Below are 24,795 nucleotides of genomic sequence, written 5' to 3'. Positions count from 1 at the left end.
TGACAGCACGCGCGTCAACGTCCCATTGCCTGAAGTGTTAACATTTGGCGTGGGAAACGGGCACGAAGATGGTTCCTACGACCGATGACAGGAGATCGCGCGAGGGCGACCTGATCGCCGTTGTGCGCGAGTTCGTGCACGAGCTTCAGCCGCAACGTGCAAATGCGATCGACATCTCGCCGTCAAGCCGGATCGAAAGGGACCTCGGCATCGACAGCCTTGGTCGGACGGAGCTGATTCTGCGGATTGAGCGCGCGTTCCGGGTGCGGCTGCCTACTCAAATAGTTGGCGAGGCGGACACAATCGGCGATCTGATCAATGCTCTCGAACACGCCGGCGCCCGACCAGGCTCGGCCCGCACGGTGCAGCCGACCATTGCCCTTCCTCCCGTTCCGGCTGCCACGGAGGCCGGGACGCTCGTTGAGGTCCTCGACTGGCACGTCGCGCAGCATCCTGATCGCCTGCACCTGACGGTCCTGCAGGACGATACAACGGCATTGGGGGCAATGACCTACGCAGAACTGGCGGAATCAGCTCGTGCCGTCGCGGCCGGATTGATCCGCCGCAATGTCGAGCCGGGCGATCGTGTCGCTTTGATGCTGCCCACGAGTCTCGATTTCTTCTCCGCATTCTTCGGCATTCTCTACGCCGGAGCCGTGCCGGTGCCGATCTATCCGCCGATGCGGCTGTCGCAGATCGAGGACCATCTGCGTCGCCAGGCCGGCATCTTGAGCAATGCCGGTGCCCGCATACTCGTCACAATGCCGGAAGGAATCGGTCCTGCAGCGCTGCTGCGCGGACAGGTCGAATCCCTGGACAGCGTCGAGAACGTCGCAAGTCTCAGCACCGAGCCCGCTGCCACACAGCTGCCGCCGATCACGGACGATCACTCGACCGCGCTGATACAATACACGTCAGGCAGCACCGGAGATCCGAAAGGCGTCGTGCTGAGCCACGCCAACCTGCTTGCCAATGTTCGGGCCATGGGCGCGGTGATGGAGGCGAGCTCGGCTGACGTCTTTGTCAGCTGGCTGCCGCTCTATCACGACATGGGTCTGATCGGCGCTTGGTTGGGATGCCTTCATTTTGGCGCGCCGCTCTATGCGATGTCGCCATTGAGCTTTCTCGTGCGCCCGGAGAGCTGGCTCTGGGCCATGCACCGTTTTCGCGCCACCTTGTCCGCTTCCCCGAACTTCGGCTTTGAGTTCTGTCTGAACAAGACAGACGACGCCGATCTCGAAGGACTTGATCTAAGCTCGCTCCGCATGGTCGCAAACGGGGCGGAGCCGGTCAGTGTTCAGACGCTGCGTCGGTTCATTGAAAGATTTGAGCATCATGGCTTCAAGCCGGGAGCCATGGCGCCGGTCTACGGCCTGGCTGAGAACACGGTGGGGCTGGCCTTTCCCCCGCCGGGCCGCTCGCCGATCATCGATCGCGTGGATCGTACTGCGCTGACCGGCCGTGGCGCGGCCATGCCCGCCGGCCCCGACGATCCGAAGCCGCTTGAAATCGTCGCCTGCGGACATCCTCTGCCAGGTCATGAAGTCCGCATCGTCGATGGCGCCGGCTACGAGCTTGGTGAACGCCAGGAAGGCCGGCTCGAATTCCGCGGCCCGTCGGCGACCTCCGGCTATTTCGAGAACGACGCCAAGACACGCGAGCTGTTCCGCGATGGCTGGCTCGACAGCGGAGACAGGGCATACGTGGCGAGCGGTGATGTCTACATTACCGGCCGGGTAAAGGACATCATCATCCGCGCCGGGCGTCACATCTATCCGCAAGAGATCGAAGAGGCCGTCGCGGGCATCCCCGGCGTGCGCAAAGGAGGCGTCGTCGTGTTCGGCGCGACCGATGAGTCCACCGGAACGGAGCGTGTGGTCGTCGTGGCGGAAACGCGCGAGACCGACGAATCTGCCCGGGAGGAATTGCAGGAGCGCACTCGTGAGGTCGCAACGGATATCGCCGGAACACCTCCCGACGATATGGTCCTCGCGCCACCACGGGCCGTGCCGAAGACATCCAGCGGGAAGATTCGCCGCAGCACGGCCAAGGAGCTTTACGAGAGCGGGACAATTGGAGCGCCGCAACGCTCGCTCTGGTGGCAAGTCTTGCGGCTGTCGTTTGCGGGAGCGGGCCCGCAACTGAGGCGACTGCGCCGGCTTCTCGCCGACGTTCTCTACGCCGGATGGTGGTGGATCGTCATAGCCTGCAGCTTCTTCTTGGCATGGCTGGCGGTGATGCTTCTGCCGCGACTCGGCTGGCGCTGGGCCGCGGCGAGGACGATCGCCCGTGCCGCGCTCGCCCTTGCCGGCGTGACCATCACGGCGAGCGGCATCGAGCACATTCCCCGCCGCAAAGCGATACTCGCATTTAACCATTCGAGCTATATGGACGCCTTGGTGTTGGCTGCGGTTCTGCCGGGAGAACCAGCTTTCGTGGCCAAGAAGGAGCTGGCGGGGCAGGTCTTTGCCGGCCCCTTCCTGCGCCAGTTGGACATACCGTTCGTCGAGCGCTATGACGTCACAGGCAGCCTTTCCGACGCCGAATCCCTGACCAAGATCGCCCGGCAAGAACGCATTCTCGTGTTCTTCCCCGAAGGCACGTTCACGCGCAGACCAGGTCTCTCCGCCTTCTATCTCGGAGCTTTCAAGATCGCGGTTGATGCCAACCTGCCGGTACTGCCCGGCATTATCCGTGGAACGCGATCCATGCTGCGCGGTGACCAATGGTTTCCACGATGGACGCCGGTCACAATCGAGATCGGCGCTCCCATTGCGCCGTCTGGAACCGATTTTGCAGCGGTATTGCGTCTCCGCGACGCTGTACGCGAAGCGATCTTGGCGCGCTGTGGCGAGCCGGACCTCGGCGAGCTGGTAAAGCCGACACCGCCCGGCGGAGCGAGCGCAATCGGCAAGGTCTAGGCTCCCGCGGCTCGGCACTCCATCAATAGCACGACCGGATGTCACGCGACTGTGAACTGGGAGTATTGGTTTACGCCTCGCGCTGTGCATCATACCCTCTTCGCAAAATCGCTGCGAAGAGCAGACCCACTGATAATTCAGCCTGCTGGCCGGAATCACCGGGTCATGATGGAGGCCAACTGATGAATTTCGACAAGATTTCGGCCTGGGCTCCGGAGTGGTTGAGCGTCGTGAGGATCATGTCGGCGCTGCTGTTTCTGGAGCACGGAACTCAAAAGTTCTTCAATTTTCCGCCCGCTCCCGAGCCGATGCAACTGTCGGGGCCTTTTGTGATTCAGGGATTGATCGAGGTGATCGGAGGCGTGCTGCTTGCCCTCGGACTCTTCACCCGGCCCGTCGCGTTCATTCTGTCCGGCAACATGGCGGTGGCCTATTTCATGGCGCACGCGCCGCAAAACTTCTTTCCGGTTGTCAACCAGGGCGACGCGGCGATCCTCTACTGCTTTATTTTCCTGTACTTCTTTTTCGCGGGAGGCGGCGCGTGGAGCGTCGATGCGGCCCGTCGCGGAACCGGCCTCGCGACGCCCTGAATAGGATCGCGAGGAACCTCCTGGGCCGCTTCCAGCGGAGCACGTCCTGCAAGGGTGTCGAAGAGCATATGCTGTTGCCCTAGGTGGAAATGATAAGAAGTTTCGGCTGGCCCGCCGCGACGACGTCGCCGTCGCGATGTGGCGCATCTGCGAAGTGCTGGTGGGCATGTCGGACGCCCCGTGCCCGGATGAGCGCACGCGGCGACGACCTGACGTTGCTGGGCGGCGAGAGGGATTTTCTGCACCTCCTGCCGCGGAGCATTCTTGCTCGTTGGAACAGACGAGACCGACAGCAGCAATCCACCGATAGTGTTGAAAAAGTCCGGCAGAGCAGGATGATTTGCCTTCGAATCTCCATCCCGCTCCAAGTCTTTACTTGGTCGCGCGTCCGGACGGAAAACCGGCTTTTAAGCAGCCCCGGCTTTGTGCGCCAAAGGATGCCTCGGCTGGTAGAGGCCAAGCGATCCGCCACTGGGAAGCGAGACATGCGTGAGCAGGCCCCAGCCTTCATCGGTGACCGAAGTGCATTCAACATCGTGCGATTTCAGCTCTTGGATTGTGGCATTGATGTCTTCGCACATGAGATAGACTTCGTGGCTGTCGTTTTCGGCGATCGGGTGAACAGCAATCTCGGCCGGCGGCAATGCGAAGATCAACCAGCCTTCGCCAGCATCGATTGCTGGAAAACGCAGAACATTGCGAAAAAATGCGCGGTCTGCCTCGGCATCCGTGCTGTAGATGATCATGTGTGCGCCGGAAATCATGGCTCCTTACCTCCCTGAAAGTGATGCGAACAAGCTATTGCCGTTGCAAACGACGTTTCGGCGCTACCGCCGTCCACACAGCCGCTCGATATCGACAAGCTTTAGTTAGATATAGGTCGGTCGGCCGTGATTGCAGGTGCCGGAACCCGGCGTTGCTTCCATCTGGCGGAGCAGTGCTTTCATTTCTTCCGGCCGAAGCTGCCGGCCGAGCGCACCGAGCGGTGGCACGCCATGGTAGCGGCGATTTTGTCGAAACGCTGCTTCAGCGTATTGGGTGTGTCAGTCTCGGCGATCTCGTCGGCAAGATCGCCGAGCCCTGGCCGCCGCACCGTTTATCGAAAAGTGAGGCGACTGGGTACCACTCGGCCGGCGCAGAGAGCATTTCCGACGATATTCAACCTCTCGCCCCGGGGGAAACTTCAAGGGCAATCGTGACTCTGAGCTGCCCCTTTCATCAGTCTATTTCGCTGCCCGGTAGTTGACAGTCGCAGCAACCAGCGCTGATGACACCTTTTCCAGCCGTTCAAATGGGCGCGTCAAAATTCAGAGGCCCGCCCAGCAGCGGCACCCGCTCATTGGCTGCCGATCACCATGCGATTGCCCTCGCTGTCGCGAAATTCCGCCACCGTGCGGCCTGGCTGCCAGGGCGCCTCCTGCGGTTCGGTGATGATCTCGACGCCGCCCGCCTTCAGAGCGGCGATCGTGGCCTCGACATCGTCGTCGACCAGCACCAGCACCGGCTCCGCGCCTGGCGTGTCGTCGGCGCGCCTCACGAAATGCAGGTTCGTGACAGCGCCGGGAAATGTCAGCTCGATCCAGCGCCAGCCGCTATCGCCCATCTTCTCGTCGGCCGCGACCTTGCAGGCGAAATGCCTGGTGTAAAACGCCCTGGCGCGGTCCTGGTCGAATACTGGCAATTCGGCAAACTGGATGTGCATGGTCGTCTCTCCTGCTCCTCGATAGCTGCTGCGTAGCCGTCCACAGGTGGAAGACGATCCGGGCGGCCGAAAAGATTCATAGCCTGTGAGAATCTTTTCGGGAACGCCAAACGTCTTCTGCTCAGACCAACCAATCAGGAGACGAACCATGGGCTACAAACTCATTCGCTACAGCGTAAAAGACACCGCGCTGGAAGAGAATCGCGCGCTGGTGGCAAAGGTATTCGAGGCGCTGGATGAGACGGCGCCGCAGAGCGTGCGCTATCTCGTGCTCGAACTGGACGACGGCGAGTTCATCCACGTCGTCGGCGAGGGAAATGAACCATCCGCGCTGACCGGGCTTGCGGCCTTCGAGGCGTTCACGCAAAACCATGCGGGGCGACGCTCTACCCCGGTCAAGCGATCGCCTGCCAGAATCATCGGCAACTACCATGTGCTTGAGGACGGCAAAGCCGGATAGAATGGACGCCATGATCCCTCAAAAATTCGACCGGCCGGCGCTGGAGGCGATGCTCTCAGGGTTGCGTCCCAAACTGCACCGCTACTGCGCCCGCATGGCCGGTTCGGTGATCGACGGCGAGGACATCGTGCAGGAGACGCTGCTGAAGGCGCTGCAGGCGGTCGACGGTAGCCTGGCGATCGAGCGGCCCGAGCAATGGCTGTTTCGCATCGCCCACAATGCCGCGCAGGACCATCTGCGCCGGCGCCATCGGGAAAGGTCGCGCATGACCGAGACCGACATGACCACGATCGAGGATTCTTCCGGCAGCGCCGACAGCAGGCTCGCCGCGGCGACCGGCCTGCGCAGCTTCATGCAGCTTTCGGTGGCGCAGCGCGGCGCCGTGATCCTGGTCGACGTGCTCGGCCTTTCCCTGCACGAGACCTGCGAGGTGACCGGTGCGACGCTGGCCGCGACCAAGGCGGCGCTGCATCGCGGGCGGGCGCAGCTGCGCATATTGGCAGCCGAGCCCGAACAGGTGGCCGCGCCCAGGCTCGACGCCGATGACGAGCGGCGGCTGCGCCGCTATGTCGACCTGTTCAACGCGCGTGACTTCGACGCGGTCAGGGCGCTGATCGCCGAGGATATCCAGCTCGAAGTCGTCAACCGCCTCCGCCTGCGCGGCAAGGCCGAAGTGTCGACCTATTTCGGCAATTACGACCGCATAAGCGACTGGACGCTATCGCTGGGTCTTGTCGACGGCAGGCCGGCGATCCTGATCCGCAATCCGCAGGAGCCGGACGGCGCCGTCCGCGGCTTCATGCTGGTCGAATGGCGGGACGAGCGGGTCGTCCAGATCCGCGACTTCCGTTACGCGCCCTGGTGCCTGGTCGATGCGGAGATCAGCACGGTGGAGGGGTAGGGGAGGGCTGGAAATGGTGCGGAGATGGCGCGCGGAGGCGTCTGTCGGGGCATATTGTGTTCCTCAAATTGGCCTCCGGCCGCCCGGCTATCCGCGCCGGCCGCCGCGCCAGCCAGCCGGCGAGACGCCCGCGAGCTTCTTGAAGCTCCGGCTGAAGGCCGCTTCGGACTCGTAGCCGACATCACGTCCGACCGTCGAGACTTTGGCCAGCCCATCAGTGAGCAGTCGTGCGGCCAGTTGCACGCGCCATCGCGTGAGATATTGCATCGGTGGGCAGCCGACGAGACGCGTGAAGCGGGCCGCAAGGACTGACCGCGAGACGCCGGTTTCGCGAGCGAGTTCTTCAATTGTCCAGCCACGCGCCGGATGCTCGTGGACGAGCGCAACAGCCCTGCCTACGGCGGGGTCGCGCAAGCCGGCCAGCCAGCCGGTCTGCTCCGGCGGCAGTGCCTCAAGATAGCGGCGAACGACCTCAACGAACATCAGTTCGCTGAGGCGCAGGCGGATGCATTCAGCGCCAGGCCGTTGAACGGACACCTCTGCCAGCGTTAGCTCGATCAGCCGGTCGAGCAGATCGCTCGGTGCGCCGGCCGCACGCCGAATGCGTATCAGCGGAGGAAGGGCCCCGAGCAGAGGATTGAACGGCCGTGCATCGCAACCAAGAAAACCGCAGACATATCTTGTCAGGAGGGGGCCGTCGCCACCTTCGTTGACCACGAAAGGCAGTTGTCCAGCCGCCATGGCGCGAAAGAAATCGAGCGAATCTTCCGGGCTCAAACCTGATCGCACTCCGGGCGCACTGCACATTGCGTATGAATCCTCATGCGGGATCACAAGTATATCGCCTTCGGCAAACTCCATCGGCGAACCCTCATCGATGCTGACCGAGCCCGATCCCTGGGTGATTATGTGGTAGGAAATCACGTGTTGGGCGCGCGGCAGGATGAGATGGGCAAATGAATCCGCCCGCGGCACTTCCACACTCCAGGGCGAAGAGGCATCGACCCAGAAGAAAAGCGCGCCGGTGAGCTTTATCACGCGCAGCACATCTGAAAGCACATCCTTGTCCGGCACCGCCGAAGGTGCGGCATCGGCAACGGCCTCTTCCGGTGGCCGCCCAGGCGATGGCGCAAGAACGGACGCTGCGGCAAGCGATTGAGACGCTGGGTCATGGAGCGTGCCCATGGCCAAGTCTACTATGCGCCGGACAGCATATCCACCGCGCATCCCGTGCAGTCCATGCGATCAACGGAGGTCGGCCATGTCTACTTATTGCTTCTTCGACGTGCGTGAAATCACCGACCAAGCCAAAGTCGAGCAGTATCTGGCAGGGGTCTTTGCAACGGTTGAACAATATGGAGGGCGCTATTTGGTGCTGGGCGGGAAATCCGACCTTGTCGAAGGAGACTGGCAGCCGGTCTATCCGGTCATCGTCGAATTTGCCGACGCCGAGCATGCCAAGCGCTGGTACTCATCGCCTGAATACGAGCCGCTGAAGGCGCTTCGCGTCGCCGGAGCCCGATCCAACGCAGTGTTCCTTGAAGGTGCCACGCCGGGATCTGTGGACGCGGCGGTCCAGACCCACCGGGGTAAGACATCGAAAACTCCGGCTGAAATCTACGACTCACTGTTCGTTCCAGCGCTGTTCCGACAATGGGGGCCTATCGTCGCCGCCGAGGCGCGAATAGGGAGGGGCGACCGCGTCATCGACATCGCCTGCGGTACGGGTGTGCTGGCGCTCGCGGCCCTCGACCGCGTTCGCGCGGAGGGCAAGGTGGTCGGGCTTGACCCCAATCCCGATATGCTTTGCGTTGCCCGCCGCAAAAGCACTCGCATCGACTGGCGAGAAGGGCGCGCCGAGCAGATTCCGTTTCCGGATGAAAGCTTCGACGCCGCAGTCAGCCAGTTCGGCCTGATGTTCTTCGAGGATCGAGCAGCCGCACTGCGGGAAATGCTGCGCGTGGTTAAGACCGGCGGCCGGCTCGCCGTCGCGGTCTGCGACTCGCTCGACCAGTCGCCCGGCTATGCCGCAGTGGCGGCTATGCTTGAACGGCTGTTTGGAAGCGACGTTGCGAACGCGTTCCGCGCGCCCTTTGCTCTCGGCAATGCAGAGTTACTGCTCTCGCTCTGCGCGAAGGCAGGCATAGAGCATGCCGAGGTGAAGCGGCACCGCGGAACGGTCCGTTTTGCCTCGATCGAGTCGCTGATCTCGACTGAAAGAGCCTGCATCTGGACGTTGGGCGGACTTTTGGACAACGAGCAGTTTAAGCGGCTTCTGGAGGAGGCCGAGCGAGCACTTATGCCTTTCGTGACAGCGGTCGGCGCCGTCGCTTTCGACATGCCGGCGCTGGTCATCACGGCATCCAAGGGCTGACGCTGGGGACCGATTTCCAGTATTCCGGCCGTCCCATGTCCCCATGGACGAGACGAATCGCGCCAGTCCACCCGAAGCGGTCGTTCCGGGCATCTACGATGCGCGTCCATTTTGCCTGCCGAAGCGGACCTAAAGATTGCTTGGACAAACAGTCTGCGATCAGGCGCTGCCTGCTTCACCTTCCCGCGTAGTTCTTAGTCGACACGCACGCGGCGCGTCACCTGGCCGTTGCTTTCCCAGTATGTGTGTTTCTTGGCAATCAAGGGATCGTCCATTGCCGGTTGAACTTGTCCCGTGGTGCTGACCGCGCGCGAGGTCACCGTGTGTTCTCCAGGAGAGGGATTTGCCCAATCCAGGGACCAAATCTTCCAGGCGTGCTCGGCCTCCTCGCTGCGGTCAATGGTCGCCGGTGCCCATGGCGCTTGATCGATTTGCACTTCGACCCGGTCGATCGGTGCCCCCCAAGCTGCCCCAATGACGCGGTAGTCTGAGTCCTTCCGGGTGACCTTTGCAGGCGCGGACTTTATCCGTGCCCGGCCGACTGAGTTCTCGGTCCACACGGTCTCGCCGTTGTGCTCTTCCTCCCGGATGGTGACATAGTCACGGGCCATCAGAAGGCTCATGAAGCGGGTGTCGCGAACCTCGATGCGTTCCAGCCACTTGACGTTGGCGATCCCGTACCAGCCGGGAGCAATCAGCCGCAGCGGAAAACCATTGGCCGGCGGCAAGGCGGCTCCGTTCATTTCATAGCAGAGCAGATTGTCGGGATTCATCGCGTCGGCGAGTGACATGCTGCGAGCGAAGTTCTGCTGCATCTTGACGTCGCGTATCGGAACCTCGCCCTTGTCAGTACCGAAAAAGACGACCTCGATGCCCTTCTCCATAACGCCGGCTTCCTCGAGGATCGGGGCGAGCGGCGTCCCTGCCCAGCGGGCATTGCCGATGCCGCCAGTGAAAAAGGGAAACCCGTGGTTGCCCGAGCATTCCACTGTGAAAACGACCTCCTGCCGCGGTCGCGCCCTGATGTCGGCGAGCGTCAATTTCAAGGGCTTCTTGACCAGGCCTCCGATCTCCATGGACCATGTCTTCTCGTCGATCGTTGGCCGGTTGAAATGCGAGATGCTGAAGAACTTGTGGTTTGGAGTTATCCAGCTATCCAAATCCTCCCAGACAAGCTGCTTCTGGATACCGACCGGATCGGGATTTTCGGTCGGCTGGTCCAGCCACGCAATAACCTCCTCGCTCGGCCGTGTTGGAAAAGCGTAAGCCCGACGCGAGGTATAGAGAGCAGCAATTGCGGCAAGAGCCGCGCTTCCTTGAACAAGAAGTTCTCTGCGCTGAAAATCAGGCATGTGTTTACCTCCCAGTTGATCCGGAACGGGCTGCAACGTGCCTTAGGCCGTAGCCTGATCACGGATAGGCGACACAATATGAGGTCTGCCCAGCCGGAAGTATCCGGATAGGTCAGACAATCACCGACGCAAGTCAAGCATGTGAAGCATTGGACGAAACTCTCGCTTGGGTTTCGCATTTTTAAGGGTGCGCCTTTGAGAGGGAAGAGTCCAGGTGTATGATGATGGTCTAATATTTCGACATCAGGGAGGACAGCGTGACGTCTTGGGAAATCAAGGGACGCGAACTCGTCAATTGCACCTGCGAATATGGCTGCAACTGTCAATTCAATGCGTTGCCCGACAAAGGCCATTGCCATGCCGTTGCCGGCATTCAGATCGATGAGGGTCATCATGGCGAAACCGCTCTCGATGGCCTGCGGATCGCCGCGATCTTCAAATGGCCTGGCGCGATCCACGAAGGCAATGGCGAAGCCATCGCTTTCGTCGACGAGAATGCAACCGACCGGCAGCGTAACGCGCTGCTGCGCATCATGACCGGCCAGGACACCGACCCGTTCGCGACGATGTTCGCCGTCTACGCCTCAACCGTGACAAAAATGAATGAGCCGGTGTTCACGAAGATCGATCTCGACCTCGATATTGACGGCCGCAGGGGCCGCATCTTCGTCAAGGACTACATCGAAACGGTCGGCGAACCGATCCGCAACAAGGTGACGGGTGCGGACTCGCGCGCGCAGATCGTGTTGCCGAACGGCTTCGAATATGCGGTCGCCGAGATCGGCAGTGCTTCGAGCACAACCAGCGGCCCGGTTCAGGTGACCACGAAGGACAGTTACGGCCAGTTCGCGCGGCTGCATCTCAACAATCACGGGGTGGTGCGAGCCTGACGCCTCGCATGAACGGCGCGTCGCCACTGGAACGCCTGCTCAGACGCGACCGCGTCATCACGATTGCGGGCGTGGTGGCGCTGTGCCTGCTGGCCTGGCTTTACATCGTCGCCGGTGCAGGGCTCGGCATGAATGCGTGGGAGATGTCGAGGCTCGCGCTGTTCCCCCACCAGCAAACTGCCGGCGTGACCTCCGATATGCCCGGCATGGATATGTCTGGCATGAATATGTCTGGCATGGACATGCCCGGCATGGACATGAGCGCGATGGCCGCAGCGACGGAACCGCGGGTCTGGGGGGCCGCGAACTGGGCGCTGATGATCGCCATGTGGTGGGTCATGATGATCGCCATGATGTCGCCGAGCGCGGCGCCGACCATCCTGCTCTATGCGAGCGTGCATCGCCGTGCGCTCGCACAGGGCCAGATCCAGGACAAGCTCGCGCCCACCGGCGTATTTATGGCAGGCTACCTCCTGGTCTGGCTGGGGTTCTCCGTTGCGGCGACCGCGTTGCATCGGCTGCTCGAACGCGAAGCCTTCGCTTCCGCGACGCTGATGAGCTCACAAAGCCGCTGGCTTTCAGCCATCGTCCTGATCGCCGCGGGCCTCTATCAGCTCTCGCCGCTCAAGAACGCCTGCCTGTCGCATTGCCGGGCACCGACGGCGTTCCTTGCCCGACACTGGCGTCCCCACGCACTCGGCGCGCTGCGTTTGGGCGCACTGCACGGGGCGTTTTGTGTCGGATGCTGCTGGATGCTGATGGCGTTGTTGTTCGTGGGGGGCATCATGAACCTGGTGTGGGTTGCCGGGCTCGCCATTCTGGTGCTGGTAGAAAAGGCGTTTCCTGCCGGCCAGCGGGTTGGCCGGGCGGCCGGCATCGTCCTGATCGCCTGGGGCGGCGCAACGCTTTTGGTCTGACGACCAGAAGACGCAGAAAATTTGCGAGCGGGTGCTGCCCTATCCGGTTGATGCCAAAAACCGGTGCACAACGAACTGGATCCAAGAACGTCATTCCGGCGATTTGCGACCAAGAGTAATCGCGGCTCACAATTCCTTTTCGGCCAGTTCGCGAAACGCGTCGGGGACCGAGCGCGACTGCCCAAGCGCGACCGAGGCATAGCCGACCGCCTCCCAGCCGAAGCGGTCGCGGATCTTGTCGATGGCGCGGTCGGCGGTCCAGCGCGCCGCGCCCTTCCTGGTGCCGGGGCGGCGGCGGTCGTCGTCGAGGCCGAGCGGCAGTTCCAGCTGCAGGGCCGGTTGCTTTTCCAGATGCGAGACGGCGATCGCCAGCAGCGAGATGGTCTTCTCGTGCGGATGATCGGCAAGCACCTTGCGCACCAGCGCCTCGGCGATCTCGGCCAGCATCGCGGTTGCCGAAATCGGCTGGTCGAGCGTGATCGAGCGCGTCACCGAGCGCAGATCGGCAAAGCGAACGCGAACCGTCACGGTGCGGCCGGGTCGTGATTTCGCCCGCAGCCTGGTGGCGACCCTGTCGGCCAGATGCAGCAGCGCCGGCACGAAGATTTTTGCCTCGGCCGGCTTCCTGCCGAGCGCCGATTGTGCGCCGGCCGATCGCGCACGGCGCTGCGTCTCGAGCTTGCGCGGATCGCGGTTCCAGGCCAGCGCGTTGAGTTTTTCGCCCGCCGCCGGCCCGAGCAGGCGCTCCAGCGACCAGCCAGGCGTTTTCGCCAGCTCGCCGATGGTGTTGACGCCGATGCCGGCCAGCCGCTCCCTGGTCACCGGGCCGACGCCCCACATCAGCTCGACCGGCAGATCGTGGAGGAACTCCAGCTCATGGCGCGGATCGACCACCACCAGCCCGTCGGGTTTGGCCACTTGCGAGGCGATCTTGGCCAGGTGCTTGGTACGCGCCACGCCGACCGAGATCGGCAGGCCGAGCTCCGCCCGCACGCGGCGGCGGATGGTTGCGGCGATCTCGGCCGGCGGACCGAACAGATGGGTGCAGCCGGCGACGTCGGCGAACGCCTCGTCGATGGAGATCCGCTCGACCATCGGCGTGAAATCGCCAAGCACTTTGATGGCCGCGTCGCCGAGCCGCTGATAATCCTTGAAATGGCCGCCGACGAAAATCAGCCCGGGGCAGAGTTCCCGGGCGCGCCGCCCCGGCATGCCGCCACGCACGCCAAAGGCCTTGGCCTCGTAGGAAGCGGCCAGCACCACACCGCCGCCGACGGCGATCGGCTTGCCGCGCAGGGCCGGGTCGAGCAACTGTTCGACCGAGGCATAGAAGGCATCCAGATCCGCGTGGAGGATGTTGGCTTCCATCGGGCCCGTTCGCCCGCGGCGGTGCGAACGCCGCACTGTCTTGAGGTGGTTTTGTATGGAACGTAAAGAGAACATTGTGGGTGGATTGTCAAGGAGCGTGGGGGGTAATCGCTTCAGGTTGCGCTGCCCCTCATCGCCCTGCCGGGCACTTCTCCCCGTATAGGGACGGGGAGAAGGACAGCCTTCGCAAAGGGTTTCGCCAATCTCCAGCGTTGCAGAAAAGGGTGCCGGGGTTGCGGACAGCCCCCTTTGCCCCGTCACTATACGGGGAGAAGGTGCCGGCAGGCGGATGAGGGGCAGCGCCGACTTCGGCAATCAGCCGATCGAGCGCTACAGCGCCATCTTATAGCCGAGATGGCTGGCGGTGAAACCGAGGCCCTCGTAGAAAGCGTGCGCCTTCCGTCGGCTCTTGTCGGTCGTGAGCCGAACGAAGCTGCAGTTGCGTGCACGGCATTCTTCAACCGCCCATTCGATCATCTGCTTGCCGACGCCGCGAGACCGCCATTGCCGGGCGACGCGAACACCTTCGATCTGGCCACGCCAGGCGCCTTTCCTCGAAATGCCCGGGATGAAGCTGAGCTGCAGGGTTCCGACCACTTGTCCGGCTTCGACGGCCACCGCTAGCAGCTGGTTGGGATCGGCTTCGATTGCTCGGAACGCATCGAGGTAGGACGGCGCGAGCGGCGTCGACGGGTCCTCCCGACCAGCACCGAGCGCATCGTCGGCAAGCAGTGCGACAATCGCCGGCAGATCGTGCGCTTGCGCGCGACGGAATTTGATCTCGCTCATCGAGTGGACATACGGTGTGGATTTGGTGACGGCAAGTGCGGTCCAGCTATGCGCGACAGGCGCGTCGCGGTGCGGGCGACCGGCGCCAGGCATTCGCGGCTGATGGCGTCTGCGACCTCCAGCTTACGCCGCCTGCCGTGCCCAGAGGCGGTGGCCGTAGCGGCGGAAGAAGCGCGCCAGGAGCCGCTGCTGCCTGGCGCGGGCGAGATCGGCGCCGCGCCTTTCCTGGCGCCAGCGCGGCATGTTGCGGAACAGCGCAATGAAGCGGGCGGCGTCCTCGAGCGCCTCCTCGGCCGACTGCGCCGGGCGGATCGCCGCCAGGAACTGCGCCTCGCCATGCTTCAGCCGGTCGACGATCGCTTTGCGCTGGTCATGGCCCAGACGGCCCTTGCCTATGCCGTCGTGGCGGATGGCGGCGAAGGACGCCAGCATGGCCGGGCTGTCGCCAGTATAGCCGCAATCGCGGGCGAACTGGGCGGAGAGAGCGTCCATCTTCGTCTCCTTGTTGGCGGCCGCGACGGATGCCCGGTCCTGCCGCCTATCCGATAGTCCGCGGCGGCGTTATCCGTCGATACAGATATATAAGCATAACTCAAAAATAGACGCAAGTTAAACTTTTGCACGGTGTGAGCGGAACTGACTCGACTCTTCGGGAAAAACCCCTAATGATGTGAACAAAACAGGAACTGAGGCACTAGGGACGATGGCATTGCCGGGCAAGGAAGCGACGATCGCCGAGGTCGTCTCGATCGCGGTCGAGTGTATCGATTGCGGCCGCAACAGATGGTGGAAGCCGGCGGAGCTGAAGCGCTTCGGGGTGACCGCGCAGACGCCGCTGGCGGCGCTTTCGGGGCGCCTTCGCTGCTCGGCCTGCCGCGCCGACGGGCTGCCGGGCGCGGCGATCTCGATCCAGGCGGCGTTCATCGACGAGCAGCAGCAGCGCCGCGCCGAAGCGCGAATGCTTGGCGAGCGCGAGATTCCGCTGGAGAGATCCAGGCGGGCTTGATGGCGGAGACGCCCTCTCCCCGCAGGGCAGGGCTATCGCAGGTGGAAAGCCGAGGCTTTCGCTCTATGATGTACCCCCACCCCTAACCCCTCCCCACAAGGGGGAGGGAGACTTCCGTTGGCGCTGACCTCGGCAAATTGCCTGCCTTTCGGCGCCAAGGGGAAGTAAAGGCGCGCGGCAGCGTTCCCTCCCCCTTGTGGGGAGGGTTAGGGGGGTCCATCTTCGCAAGAATCCAAATGCGATTGCCCTGCCCCACAGGGGGAGAAGGGAGCGCGCTCCGCCGCCGCCCTAGTACCCCAGCAGTTCCTTGAGCGGGATGACGCGCCAGACGTGCTGGATTGCGTAGCGGTTGAAGGTCAGCGTCTTCGGCGGATTGTACTGCTCGACGACCAGCTCGGCGGCGGTGCGCTTAACCAGTTTTTTGATGAAAGCCTTGCCGTTGCGCTCGTGTTCCTCGGGGAACATCTCGATCACCACGTGGTCGCCGGGCACGGCGTCGCGGCCGCCGCAATAGAGCATCTCGCCGGGCTCGTAGCGCGGCACCATCGAGTCGGAGAGCACATGCAGCGCGAACACCTTGCGCAAATGGGCGATGCCGGGCGGACGCTGGACATAGCCGGCGACCTCGCCGTTGAAGGTGAAGTCGCCGTCGTCGCCGCCGACCGCCGCACCGAGAAGCTCGATGTCCATCGGGCCGGCGGGCAGGGGGGCGGCGTCGGTGACGATCTCGGCGTCGGCGACATTGTCGGCGTCGTCGAGGAAGACGACTTCGCCCTTGCCGAGCGCCACCGGGTCGACGCGCAGGAAGGCGGCGGTCTTCAGCAGGTTCTCGGTTTTTGGCAGGTTGCGGCCGGTTTCCCAATTGCCGACGGCGGCGACGTCGGTGTCGTTGTGCTCGGCAATGTGGCGCATCACCAGGCCGCGCTGCTTGCGCGCTTTGCGGATCGCCGCCCCGACCTTGATCGACAATGAGGTTTTCGCCATGGCGCCATCTGAAACATAAGAATCGGTTTCGTCCATGCAAGAATAGCTTGCATAATTTTTTGAGTTATGCTTATATACGGCCATGCACAAGTCACGTCGCTCCATCCCGTTTTCCCATCCGTCCCGGCTGCCCTCCTCCCCGGCCGGGACGAAGCCCGAGGCTAGCGCCTCGGCTCCGGTCACCCTGCCGTCATCGCAGGCTACCGGAACGGCCGGAGCCGTTCCCCGTACGGCTCCGGCCACGAATTTCCGCAAGTGCAATGCCGGCCTTTCGTGCATCCGCACCGAGGACGGCACGGTCATCGTCTTCGACCGGTGCACGGGCAGGGCGGTTTCCGGCGCCACAAGCGAGGCGGCCGAGGCGAAGCTCGGCCGCCGGAGTTGCGTCCCTCTCCCCGTGCCGGCAGGCGGGGCGGCACCATCGCTGGGCTGCTCGGGCAGTGCCGGCAATGACTTGGGGAGAGGCAATCGGCGACGTCGCGCTGCCCCTCACCTGCCTGCCGGCATCCTCTCCCCGTGAACGGGGAGAGGGACGCAGCTTCGGCATCTACTCAACCTTTCAATGGATCAACATCATGCCCGTCTATACCGACACGGAATTGCAAAGCATCGCCCGCACCCCGGCCAGGCTGGCGCCGCCGGTCTGGCTGCCGCAGCGCCAGTTCGTGCGCGAGATCCACGGGCCCGAGACCCTCAAGGTGCCGGCACCGCGCGCCGTTGCAGCCGTCGGGCGCCCGCCGCATGTCGCGGCCATGCGCTTCATCGACTGCCTGTTCAACCGCTGCCGCGCGCCGCTCGATCTGACGCTCGAGGAAGATCCCGAAAACGACGCACCGGGCAGCCGGCCGGCACTGGACATGCTGTGCTGCGGCCTGCGCACGCGGCCGCTGAAAAGCTACTGCGCCTATCACGCGGCACGCTTCTGCGACCATCGCCGTACGGCTCTCGCGGATGCAGCGTGAGCGGCATCGGTCGAGATTCTTCTCGCCAAGCACGGCGGCCTGGTTCCTCTCCCCCACTGCGTGGGGGCGAGGAACCCAGGTTCTGCAAAGGCAGCAAATCAAACGAGGAGACTGTCCATGAGCAAGAAGACCGCCAAGGTCAAGGCGCCGAAGGCACCCAAACTGGCAAAAGGCGAGGCCGAGCAGGTGCGCATCCGCAAGGAGGTCGGCCATGATTTCGCGCTGAAGGACGACGCCTTCGGCCGCAAGCGGCTGGCGACCGGCACGCTGGAGGCGAAGCGCATCTATGAGGTTTCCAATGACAGCTCGACCGGCGGCATTGTGCGGGTGCGCAATGTCGACCCGCTCACCGGCATCACCTCGCTGTCGTGCCAGCAGCGCGAGGCGGGTATGCGCTACCGCGAGGATTTTCGCGTCTCGGCGCAGGACGGTGTCAAGCCGATGGCGCTGACCGAGCGCGTCGACGGTGGCCGCATCGGCGGCGGCGTTGCCGACCGCATCCTGTCCGCCGGCCGCTCTTATGCCGACGCCACCAGGGCGCTTGCGCATTGGGAGGTGTCGGGCGTGGTGCAAAAAGTCTGCTGCGCCGGCGAAACGGTAAAAAGCCTGGCCGAACAGACCGGCGAGCCGCGGGATGTGGTCTCTAAACTGCTCAAGATCGGGCTGGATTTGTTGGCGGTGCATTACGGGATGATGCTGATGCGGCGGCCGCGGGGGTAGAGGGCAAACGGGGCGGGCGCTATGAACTTGTCATGCCATCAGAGGCTGCCTACCTGACCAAGAGATGTGAGGGTTGGCAATGCGTTTCATGGGCGTTGTTTTGGGGGCAATCTTAGCGATCGTCGGCATTGTTGCGGCAGCGGCGGCTGTGTCCAGCACCCATCCGATTTTTAATGTCTCGCTTGTTTTTGCGCTCTTGTTTGCCGCCGCAGTGCTATGGCTCATCTAAAGCCCCAGAAGCGAATGTAGCTAAGCCGCATCCTGATTTTCGGGGCGCGCAGCGGGCCTCGATCGGCCAGCGTCCTCCAATTGAAGGGCGCGGGCTTCTCGACGGCCTGTTACGGTGCGCCATTGCTGGTAGATCGCCATGCCAAAGCCACCGCTAGACCCTCATTTCGCAGACGTGGCGCCGACGTCTTCGGTGCTGACCGCGTATGACGAGCACTGCATGCTGACTTACATGCGGCTGCTCGATGCTTCGGCGGACGGCGCCGATTGGCGTGAGGTCGCCCGCAGCGTTCTGCATATTGATCCGAACCAGGAGCCGGAACGGGCATTCCGGGCCTGGGCGACGCATCTGGCGCGTGCCCGCTGGATGACCGGGAATAAGGGTTGGCGCCAATCAGCACGATGAACTGGCGTGGATGACGCCGGGCATTTCCGTGGAACTGCCGTCCCGGTTTGCCCGTTTAGATAGGAAACCAACTGGGAAGCGCTCGATGAACCGTTGGCAAATCAACAGGTTAGAGGCGTGCTGCCTTCTTGCCGTTCCGCTGTCGATGATCCTTACGGTTCTGATAGCGGGTTTCATCCTTGGCTGAATTCCCCGCTGCACTGTCCAGTAAACCCGCTGCACAGTCCAGTGAAGCAGACTCTTCCGGCGCGTCATGGCATGGGGCAAACGCGGGTTGGGCCTCTACTTTGGCATTCTGCGACGATCAGGCGCCGTGGCAGGCCTCGCTCACCGATACTTAACTTATAGGGGACTGTTAAGAGACAGGATTAACACGTATGTGCGAGCTAGGGTTAACAAAGGGTTTTCCGGTGACGCTGCTTCAAATCACCTCCATCGTGGCCGAACTCGCGGTCTCCTACGTCACGATTGCATTCACATACCTGGCAGCTGTGTACGCGATTTGCTCCCGCTACTAGCCGCCGCGCGCCCAGCCTGCTTCCAGCACGCGAGGCCTGTCGCCCGCAAGCGATCCACCAGCCTCAATCCTTGGCGCGCTCCACATACGCGCCATCGGCCGTCATCACCACCACGCGGGTGCCGGCGGTGATGTGCGGCGGCACCAGCGTGCGCACGCCGTTGGACAGTGTTGCCGGCTTGTAGGACGAGGACGCCGTCTGGCCCTTGGTCACCGGCTCGGTCTCGACCACCTCGAAGGTGGCGCGCTGCGGCAGCACCAGCGAGATGGCGATGCCATTGTACTGGGAAACCTGCACCGCCATGCCTTCCTTGAGATAGGGCGCCATCTCGCCGACCACGCTTTCCGGCACCGCGACCTGGTCGTAGCTTTCCGGGTTCATGAAATGGAAGCCTTCTGCGTCGCGGTAGAGGAAGGTGTGCTCGCGCTCCTCGACATAGGCGCGCTCGACCTGCTCTGTGGTGCGGTAGCGCTCCGAAACCTTCACCCCGTCGGAGATACGGCGCATGTCGAGCTGGGTCACCGGCGTGCCCTTGCCCGGATGGATGTTTTCGGCAAAGAGGATCACATAGAGCTTGCCGTCCTTTTCGACGACATTGCCTTTGCGTAGGGAACTGGCGATGACCTTCACGGGCTTTATTCCTAAGAGCGTTGACTGGCCTGGGAGCGCCGACCGGCGCAAATCGGCTGCGGGAGCCGTTCGGTGCGGCCTAGCGCATCTTGGCGGCAATCGCCAGTCCTCCATGCAAATCCTGTCGTCATGACCGCCGCCTCGCCCTGGTGGACGCCTGATGTTCACGCCGACAGGCGGCCGCGGCTGATCCTGCGCAATGCCATCACTGCGGCCCTGCGCGACTGGTTTGCAAGCCGCGATTTCATCGAGGTCGAGACGGCGGCGCTGCAGGTCTCGCCCGGCAACGAGGCGCATCTGTCGGCCTTCGCCACCGAGGCGATCGGGCCGGACGGACAGCGTCTGCCGCTCTATTTGCACACCTCGCCGGAATTCGCCTGCAAGAAGCTGCTCACCGCCGGCGAGACGCGCATCTTCAGCCTGAGCGCCGTCTATCGCAACCGCGAGCGCGGCCCGTTGCATCATCCGTCCTTCACCATGCTCGAATGGTACCGGGCTGACGAGACCTATGAGAGCCTGATGGAGGATTGCGCCGGGCTTGTCGCGCTGGCCGCCGAGCGCGCCGGTGCAAAACGTTTCGCCTTTCGCGGCCGCGAGGCCGATCCGTTCGCCGAGCCCGAACGGTTGAGCGTCGCCGAGGCCTTCCTGCGCCATGCCGGCATCGATCTGCTGGCCACGGTGGCCGCCGACGGCAGCACCGATCGCGAGGCGCTGCATGCGGCGCTGGTCAAGGCGGGCTTACGCACCGCGCCCGACGACAATTGGGCCGATCTGTTCAGCCGGGTGATGGTGGAAAAGATCGAGCCGGCGCTGGGGCAGGGGCGCGCCACCATCCTTTACGGCTATCCGATTTCGGAGGCCGCCCTTGCCCGGCCGAGCACGGATGACCCGCGGACCGCCGAGCGCTTCGAACTCTATTGCTGCGGCATCGAGCTGGCCAATGCGTTCGGCGAGCTGACCGACGCCGCCGAGCAGCGCCGGCGCTTCATCCTCGAGATGGACGAGAAGGAGCGCATCTATGGCGAACGCTATCCGATCGACGAAGACTTCCTCGCCGCACTCACCATAATGCCGGAGGCGAGCGGCGCCGCGCTCGGCTTCGACCGGCTGGTGATGCTGGCGACGGGGGCGATGCGGGTCGAGGATGTGATGTGGACGCCGATGGCGGGGTGAGGCGAGGCCTGTGCTCTACGGCGCCCCCCTCTGTCCTGCCGGACATCTCCCCCACAAGTGGGGAGATTGGCAGTTCCGCCTACAGCGCCTCTTTTTCGAGGTTGGCGATTGGCGAAATCAAAGATGACGGCCGATCTCCCCCCAAGTGGGGGAGATGTCCGGCAGGACAGAGGGGGCGCTGTCCCGCCAGCTTTGCGATGATTCCCCTACCGCCCCATCAGCAAATTAACGATGAGCTGCTGCAGATTGCCGCGCGGGGCGAATTCTACCCGGTCGAAATCGCGGCTTGCCTGCCGCTGCGCCTGGGAGAGTTCGGCGAGCCGCCTGGTCATTTCGGGCCTGATCTTGCTGCAGCCGGGATCGTCGGGGACGGACAGGCCGATGGTCGCCGTCTCGATCTTGCGGACCATGTCGATGATTAGGTCGCCATGCACCTTTTCATGGGCGGCGAGGCCAGCGGCGAAAACGTCCCAACTCTTCTGCACGGCGGCCGGCACCGGCCCGGACGTTTTGGGCAAGGTGTAGGTTATGATGAGCTTCGGCCGCGCCGACACCAGCACGCAGGCGTTGCCTTGTCGCTGATAGTCCCTGACCCAGGTCAGCTTGAAATTGGTGTAGGCCATGGCGCGGACCTTGCCCTTGCCGATCATCGGCCCGCGCTCGCCCATCGAGGCATGGAGCTGGGGACCGGTCTGCCCTGAAACGGCGTAGGTCTCGACCTTCTCGACTGGCTTCCATCCCGCCCGCGCCGGCGAAGCCAGCAAACAGGCCAGCAGCAGATACGTCAGAACGGCTGTTTTCATGCGAATCCCCCGGGCCGATGGCTTTGGTGCGCTTGAGATAATCAACGCGTGGCCGGAATGCGGTCAAGGCGCCCTTGCCAAACTCGGCGTTCGCATTTTCGCGTCGAAAGAACCAATCGACGACGATGTGCCGCAAACTCAATCCGCTTGGCGGGTTCGTTTTGAAATCTTCTTTCTGATCTAATTCTATAAACCCAGTAGAGTTAATGCACAGAAGCCGTTTTGCGAGGAGCCCAAAATGTCGAAAAAGCTGGTGGTGGGGCTGTCGGGCAACCTGACCCGTCCGTCGAAGACCAAGGCGTTCATCAGCCACATCGTCGCTGAGGTGGCGAGCAGCACCGGTGCAGCCTCGACCGTTTTCGACATCGAGGATCTCGGTCAGTCCTTCCCGCAGGCAAGGCGTATTGGCGAACTGGATCCGTTGGCCAGAAATATCGTCGAGCAATTGCTGGACGCCGATGTCCTGGTGATTGGCTCGCCGACTTTCAAAGGCAGCTACACCGGGCTTTTCAAGCATTTCTTCGACCTGCTCGATCCGTCATCCCTGAGGGGAAAGCCGGTCATCCTTGCTGCAACCGGCGGCGGCGACCGTCATTCGCTGGTTGTCGAACATCAGCTGCGGCCGCTGTTCGGCTTTTTCGAGGCGCTGACCCTGCCGACCGCGATCTACGCCTCCGACAAGGACTTCGCCAACGGCGTGCTGGTGTCCGAAGCCATCCATGCTCGCGCCAGGCAAGCGGTCGCCGAAGCATGCCGGGTGGTGCCACGCAGCGTCGGTCTTGCCGCCTGAACACCGGCCCGTGACCCTCGATTCCCTTTCCGCACAGCTCAGAAGGAAACCGCAATGACCAGACCCAGCAAGTCCAGGCAGATCAAGCTTGGTGCTTTCCTGCCCGGTGGCGGACAGCACATCGCAGCCTGGCGCCATCCTAACGCTCCGGCCGACGGCGCGACGAATTTCGAGTTCCACAGGCAGCTCGCGCTGACCGCCGAGCGCGGCCTGTTCGACGCCTATTTCCTCGCCGACAATCTGACCGTCGGCCTCGGCGCCCGCGAAGGCGGCAATGCCAAGATCGCCGGGTTCGAGCCGGTGACGCTGTTCGCCGCATTGGCGCCGCTCACCACGCATCTGGGCTTCATCGCCACCGCCTCCACCACCTATGAGGAGCCTTATACGCTAGCCCGCAAGTTCGCCTCGCTCGACCTGCTGTCGAATGGCCGGGCCGGCTGGAATGTCGTGACCTCGGCCGGCGACGAGACCGCGCGCAATTTCAACCGCGAGACGCAGCCTGCCCACGCCGAGCGCTATGCCCGGGCGCATGAGCATGTCGAGACGGTCAAGGCGCTGTGGGACAGCTGGGAAGACGATGCCTTCATCCGCGACAAGAAGTCGGGGCGCTTCTACGACAAGGACAAGCTTCACGACATCGACCACAAGGGCCGGCATTTCAGCGTCAAAGGCCCGCTCAATGTGCCGCGCCCGGTGCAGGGTCACCCGGTGGTGGTGCAGGCCGGGCAGTCGGAGGACGGCCGCAGGCTCGCCGCCCATTCGGCTGAGGTCATCTTCACCGCCCATCAGAATCTCGCCTCGGCGCAAGAGTTCTACCGCGACATCAAGGCGCGCGTGACGGCGGTCGGCCGCGATCCCGGACAGGTACTAATCATGCCGGGCGTAGCTCCCTTCGTCGGCCGCACCGAAGAGGAAGCCCGCGCCAAGTACCAGCAGCTGAACGACCTGATCCTGCCCGAGGACGGCGTGGCCCTGCTCAACGGGCTGGCGGGCCAGACGCTCGACATCAGCGGGTATCCGCTCGACGGACCGCTGCCGCCGAGCAAGGAAACCGAAGGCATGAAGAGCCGCCAGGCACTGATCCGCCAGATTGCCGACGAGCACGACTTCACCATCCGCCAGCTCTACCAGTGGGTGGCGACGGCCCGCGGCCACTACACCGTCATCGGCAGCGCGGTGCAGGTCGCCGATCAGCTGGAGGAATGGTTCGGCAACGACGCCGCCGACGGATTCAACATCCTGCCGCCCTGGCTGCCTGGCGCGCTCGACGATTTCGTCGACCTGGTGATCCCCGAGCTGCAGCGCCGGGGCCTGTTCCGCACCGCCTACGAAGGCAGGACGCTGCGCGAGAATCTCGGCCTCAGGCGGCCGGAAAACCCCTGGACCGCCGGCCGCTCCAAGGTGCTGGCCGCCGAATAGATTCTGTTAAAGCAAAGGGCAGGACGATGAGTTTGCAACACATCGAGCAGCGGGTCACGATCGCTACACATGACGGCAGAACCAGCCTTGGCGCCGTTTTCCCGCGCCTGGCCAACCGGACTGTCGTCCGCTTCCTGTCCCGCTACGGCATCCTGATCGCCTTCCTCGCGATCTGGCAGGTCTCGAGCCGCGCGGGATGGGTCAACGCCGCGGTGCTGCCGCCGATCGACACGATCGTCTCCGCATTGTGGAACGGTCTGGCCGGCGGCACCTTGCTCGGCGACATCGCCATCAGCCTGCAGCGCGCCGGCCTCGCCTTCGCAGCGGCGGTGGCGGTCGCCATCCCGCTTGGTCTGTTCATGGGCCAGGTGCGCGCCGTCGAAACCGCGCTTGATCCGATCCTGCAGGTCTTCCGGCAGACCTCGGCGCTGGCGCTCTATCCGGTGTTCATCCTGCTGCTCGGGCTGGGGGAGGCATCAAAGGTCTTCGTCATCTTCTGGGCGACGCTGTTTCCGCTGCTGCTCAACACCATCAGCGGCGTCAAGCAAGTCGATCCGAAACTGCTTGAGATGGCCCGGGTCTATGGCGCCGCGCGGCTCACCGTGTTTCGCCGTGTCGTGCTTCCAGGGGCCGTCCCGTCGATCTTCGTCGGGTTGAGGCTGAGTGCGACCACGGCGCTCTTGCTGCTGATCGCCTCCGAAATGATCGGCGCCAACAAGGGCATCGGCTTCCAGGTGATGAACGCGCAGTACAACTTCCAGATCCCGCTGATGTTTGCGGCGATCGTCATCCTCGCCGGCCTCGGCCTGATCGCCAACCAGGCGCTGGTCAGCCTGCAGCGGCGGCTCTGCCGCTGGAGCAATCCCATCGACTGACCAGCCTTCACCATCCT

At 63.4% G+C, this 24,795-nt stretch carries 26 protein-coding genes and 1 pseudogene; 16 read left to right on the top strand and 11 right to left on the bottom strand.

Going from position 1 to position 24,795, the window contains the following annotated elements:
* Positions 1-68 precede the first annotated feature (68 nt).
* Together AC0L3I_RS19020 and AC0L3I_RS19015 are read left to right on the top strand one after the other, a co-directional pair.
* On the top strand, positions 69-2,921 hold the full coding sequence (locus AC0L3I_RS19020) for an AMP-binding protein (RefSeq protein WP_473527889.1): 2,853 nt from the start codon (positions 69-71) through the stop codon (positions 2,919-2,921).
* Positions 2,922-3,103: 182 nt separating this feature from the next.
* Positions 3,104-3,511: a DoxX family protein gene (locus AC0L3I_RS19015; protein ID WP_095491142.1), complete on the top strand. Its 408-nt coding sequence runs from the start codon at positions 3,104-3,106 to the stop codon at positions 3,509-3,511.
* Positions 3,512-3,918: 407 nt separating this feature from the next.
* On the opposite strand, the gene AC0L3I_RS19010 is transcribed toward AC0L3I_RS19015, so the two are convergent.
* The 3 genes and pseudogenes from AC0L3I_RS19010 to AC0L3I_RS19000 all read right to left on the bottom strand — a co-directional run bounded on the left by AC0L3I_RS19010 (position 3,919) and on the right by AC0L3I_RS19000 (position 5,213).
* Positions 3,919-4,275 carry a VOC family protein gene (locus tag AC0L3I_RS19010; RefSeq protein WP_192363337.1) on the bottom strand — a complete coding sequence of 119 codons (357 nt, stop codon included), beginning with the start codon at positions 4,273-4,275 and terminating at the stop codon, positions 3,919-3,921.
* Positions 4,276-4,380: 105 nt separating this feature from the next.
* A pseudogene (locus AC0L3I_RS19005) lies at positions 4,381-4,583 on the bottom strand (DNA mismatch repair endonuclease MutL); the annotation flags it as partial.
* 264 nt (positions 4,584-4,847) lie between these two features.
* Positions 4,848-5,213 carry a VOC family protein gene (locus AC0L3I_RS19000; protein WP_473527888.1) on the bottom strand — a complete coding sequence of 122 codons (366 nt, stop codon included), beginning with the start codon at positions 5,211-5,213 and terminating at the stop codon, positions 4,848-4,850.
* A gap of 148 nt (positions 5,214-5,361) precedes the next feature.
* Here AC0L3I_RS19000 and AC0L3I_RS18995 point away from each other — a divergent pair, with 148 nt between their 5' ends.
* Both AC0L3I_RS18995 and AC0L3I_RS18990 read left to right on the top strand, forming a co-directional pair.
* Positions 5,362-5,673 carry a hypothetical protein gene (locus AC0L3I_RS18995; protein WP_473489786.1) on the top strand — a complete coding sequence of 104 codons (312 nt, stop codon included), beginning with the start codon at positions 5,362-5,364 and terminating at the stop codon, positions 5,671-5,673.
* Positions 5,674-5,683: 10 nt separating this feature from the next.
* Positions 5,684-6,574, top strand: a complete 891-nt coding sequence (locus AC0L3I_RS18990) for a sigma-70 family RNA polymerase sigma factor (RefSeq protein ID WP_473527887.1) — start codon at positions 5,684-5,686, stop codon at positions 6,572-6,574.
* 87 nt (positions 6,575-6,661) lie between these two features.
* On the opposite strand, the gene AC0L3I_RS18985 is transcribed toward AC0L3I_RS18990, so the two are convergent.
* The gene (locus AC0L3I_RS18985) at positions 6,662-7,759 is read right to left on the bottom strand and encodes an AraC family transcriptional regulator (RefSeq protein ID WP_473489787.1); all 1,098 of its coding nucleotides are present in this window, start codon (positions 7,757-7,759) and stop codon (positions 6,662-6,664) included.
* 76 nt (positions 7,760-7,835) lie between these two features.
* Between AC0L3I_RS18985 and AC0L3I_RS18980 the strand changes: the two genes are divergently transcribed.
* A complete protein-coding gene (locus tag AC0L3I_RS18980; RefSeq protein WP_473527886.1) occupies positions 7,836-8,948 on the top strand; it encodes a DUF1330 domain-containing protein in 1,113 nt (370 codons plus the stop codon).
* Between the two features lie 194 nt (positions 8,949-9,142).
* Here AC0L3I_RS18980 and AC0L3I_RS18975 read toward each other — a convergent pair whose 3' ends face one another.
* Positions 9,143-10,300: a sulfite oxidase gene (locus tag AC0L3I_RS18975; RefSeq protein ID WP_473489789.1), complete on the bottom strand. Its 1,158-nt coding sequence runs from the start codon at positions 10,298-10,300 to the stop codon at positions 9,143-9,145.
* A gap of 257 nt (positions 10,301-10,557) precedes the next feature.
* Between AC0L3I_RS18975 and AC0L3I_RS18970 the strand changes: the two genes are divergently transcribed.
* A complete protein-coding gene (locus AC0L3I_RS18970; protein ID WP_473489790.1) occupies positions 10,558-11,190 on the top strand; it encodes a DUF1326 domain-containing protein in 633 nt (210 codons plus the stop codon).
* 8 nt (positions 11,191-11,198) lie between these two features.
* The gene (locus AC0L3I_RS18965; protein ID WP_473527885.1) at positions 11,199-12,107 is read left to right on the top strand and encodes a DUF2182 domain-containing protein; all 909 of its coding nucleotides are present in this window, start codon (positions 11,199-11,201) and stop codon (positions 12,105-12,107) included.
* 126 nt (positions 12,108-12,233) lie between these two features.
* Here the strand turns inward: AC0L3I_RS18965 and dinB are convergent, their stop codons facing one another.
* The 3 genes from dinB to AC0L3I_RS18950 all read right to left on the bottom strand — a co-directional run bounded on the left by dinB (position 12,234) and on the right by AC0L3I_RS18950 (position 14,756).
* On the bottom strand, positions 12,234-13,475 hold the full coding sequence (dinB, locus tag AC0L3I_RS18960) for a DNA polymerase IV (RefSeq protein ID WP_473527884.1): 1,242 nt from the start codon (positions 13,473-13,475) through the stop codon (positions 12,234-12,236).
* A gap of 330 nt (positions 13,476-13,805) precedes the next feature.
* Positions 13,806-14,264 carry a GNAT family N-acetyltransferase gene (locus tag AC0L3I_RS18955; protein WP_473527900.1) on the bottom strand — a complete coding sequence of 153 codons (459 nt, stop codon included), beginning with the start codon at positions 14,262-14,264 and terminating at the stop codon, positions 13,806-13,808.
* A 123-nt stretch (positions 14,265-14,387) separates the two neighbouring features.
* Positions 14,388-14,756, bottom strand: a complete 369-nt coding sequence (locus AC0L3I_RS18950) for a hypothetical protein (RefSeq protein WP_473527883.1) — start codon at positions 14,754-14,756, stop codon at positions 14,388-14,390.
* 211 nt (positions 14,757-14,967) lie between these two features.
* Between AC0L3I_RS18950 and AC0L3I_RS18945 the strand changes: the two genes are divergently transcribed.
* The gene (locus tag AC0L3I_RS18945; RefSeq protein ID WP_123148021.1) at positions 14,968-15,270 is read left to right on the top strand and encodes a hypothetical protein; all 303 of its coding nucleotides are present in this window, start codon (positions 14,968-14,970) and stop codon (positions 15,268-15,270) included.
* A gap of 288 nt (positions 15,271-15,558) precedes the next feature.
* Here the strand turns inward: AC0L3I_RS18945 and AC0L3I_RS18940 are convergent, their stop codons facing one another.
* Entirely contained in the window at positions 15,559-16,254 is a 696-nt protein-coding gene (locus tag AC0L3I_RS18940) for an XRE family transcriptional regulator (RefSeq protein ID WP_473527882.1), read from the bottom strand.
* A gap of 449 nt (positions 16,255-16,703) precedes the next feature.
* On the opposite strand from AC0L3I_RS18940, the gene AC0L3I_RS18935 reads away from it, so the two are divergent.
* The 4 genes from AC0L3I_RS18935 to AC0L3I_RS18920 all read left to right on the top strand — a co-directional run bounded on the left by AC0L3I_RS18935 (position 16,704) and on the right by AC0L3I_RS18920 (position 18,570).
* Positions 16,704-17,216 carry a hypothetical protein gene (locus AC0L3I_RS18935; protein ID WP_473527881.1) on the top strand — a complete coding sequence of 171 codons (513 nt, stop codon included), beginning with the start codon at positions 16,704-16,706 and terminating at the stop codon, positions 17,214-17,216.
* A gap of 117 nt (positions 17,217-17,333) precedes the next feature.
* Complete coding sequence (locus AC0L3I_RS18930; protein ID WP_473527880.1) at positions 17,334-17,936, top strand: DUF6456 domain-containing protein; 603 nt, start codon at positions 17,334-17,336, stop codon at positions 17,934-17,936.
* 79 nt (positions 17,937-18,015) lie between these two features.
* The gene (locus tag AC0L3I_RS18925; RefSeq protein WP_473527879.1) at positions 18,016-18,165 is read left to right on the top strand and encodes a hypothetical protein; all 150 of its coding nucleotides are present in this window, start codon (positions 18,016-18,018) and stop codon (positions 18,163-18,165) included.
* A gap of 138 nt (positions 18,166-18,303) precedes the next feature.
* Complete coding sequence (locus AC0L3I_RS18920; RefSeq protein ID WP_473527878.1) at positions 18,304-18,570, top strand: DUF2285 domain-containing protein; 267 nt, start codon at positions 18,304-18,306, stop codon at positions 18,568-18,570.
* Between the two features lie 581 nt (positions 18,571-19,151).
* Here AC0L3I_RS18920 and efp read toward each other — a convergent pair.
* On the bottom strand, positions 19,152-19,718 hold the full coding sequence (gene efp, locus AC0L3I_RS18915; protein WP_473488956.1) for an elongation factor P: 567 nt from the start codon (positions 19,716-19,718) through the stop codon (positions 19,152-19,154).
* Positions 19,719-19,847: 129 nt separating this feature from the next.
* Between efp and epmA the strand changes: the two genes are divergently transcribed.
* Positions 19,848-20,891 (top strand): EF-P lysine aminoacylase EpmA, encoded by a 1,044-nt coding sequence (gene epmA, locus AC0L3I_RS18910; RefSeq protein ID WP_473527877.1) that lies wholly within the window; start codon positions 19,848-19,850, stop codon positions 20,889-20,891.
* A 206-nt stretch (positions 20,892-21,097) separates the two neighbouring features.
* Here epmA and AC0L3I_RS18905 read toward each other — a convergent pair whose 3' ends face one another.
* Positions 21,098-21,694, bottom strand: coding sequence for a DUF922 domain-containing Zn-dependent protease (locus AC0L3I_RS18905; RefSeq protein ID WP_473527876.1), 597 nt, complete (start codon positions 21,692-21,694; stop codon positions 21,098-21,100).
* A 238-nt stretch (positions 21,695-21,932) separates the two neighbouring features.
* On the opposite strand from AC0L3I_RS18905, the gene msuE reads away from it, so the two are divergent.
* Genes msuE through AC0L3I_RS18890 form a run of 3 tightly spaced genes read left to right on the top strand, consistent with a single transcriptional unit; the run spans position 21,933 to position 24,778 of the window.
* Entirely contained in the window at positions 21,933-22,484 is a 552-nt protein-coding gene (gene msuE / locus AC0L3I_RS18900) for an FMN reductase (RefSeq protein ID WP_473527875.1), read from the top strand.
* Between the two features lie 54 nt (positions 22,485-22,538).
* The gene (locus AC0L3I_RS18895) at positions 22,539-23,903 is read left to right on the top strand and encodes an LLM class flavin-dependent oxidoreductase (RefSeq protein WP_473527874.1); all 1,365 of its coding nucleotides are present in this window, start codon (positions 22,539-22,541) and stop codon (positions 23,901-23,903) included.
* 26 nt (positions 23,904-23,929) lie between these two features.
* Entirely contained in the window at positions 23,930-24,778 is an 849-nt protein-coding gene (locus AC0L3I_RS18890) for an ABC transporter permease (RefSeq protein WP_473527873.1), read from the top strand.
* The last annotated feature ends 17 nt before the right edge of the window (positions 24,779-24,795 follow it).

The organism is Mesorhizobium sp. WSM4840, from assembly GCF_055811755.1.
The sequence above is the reverse complement of the archived record's forward strand: the minus strand, read 5'-3'. Positions and strand labels throughout refer to the sequence as shown.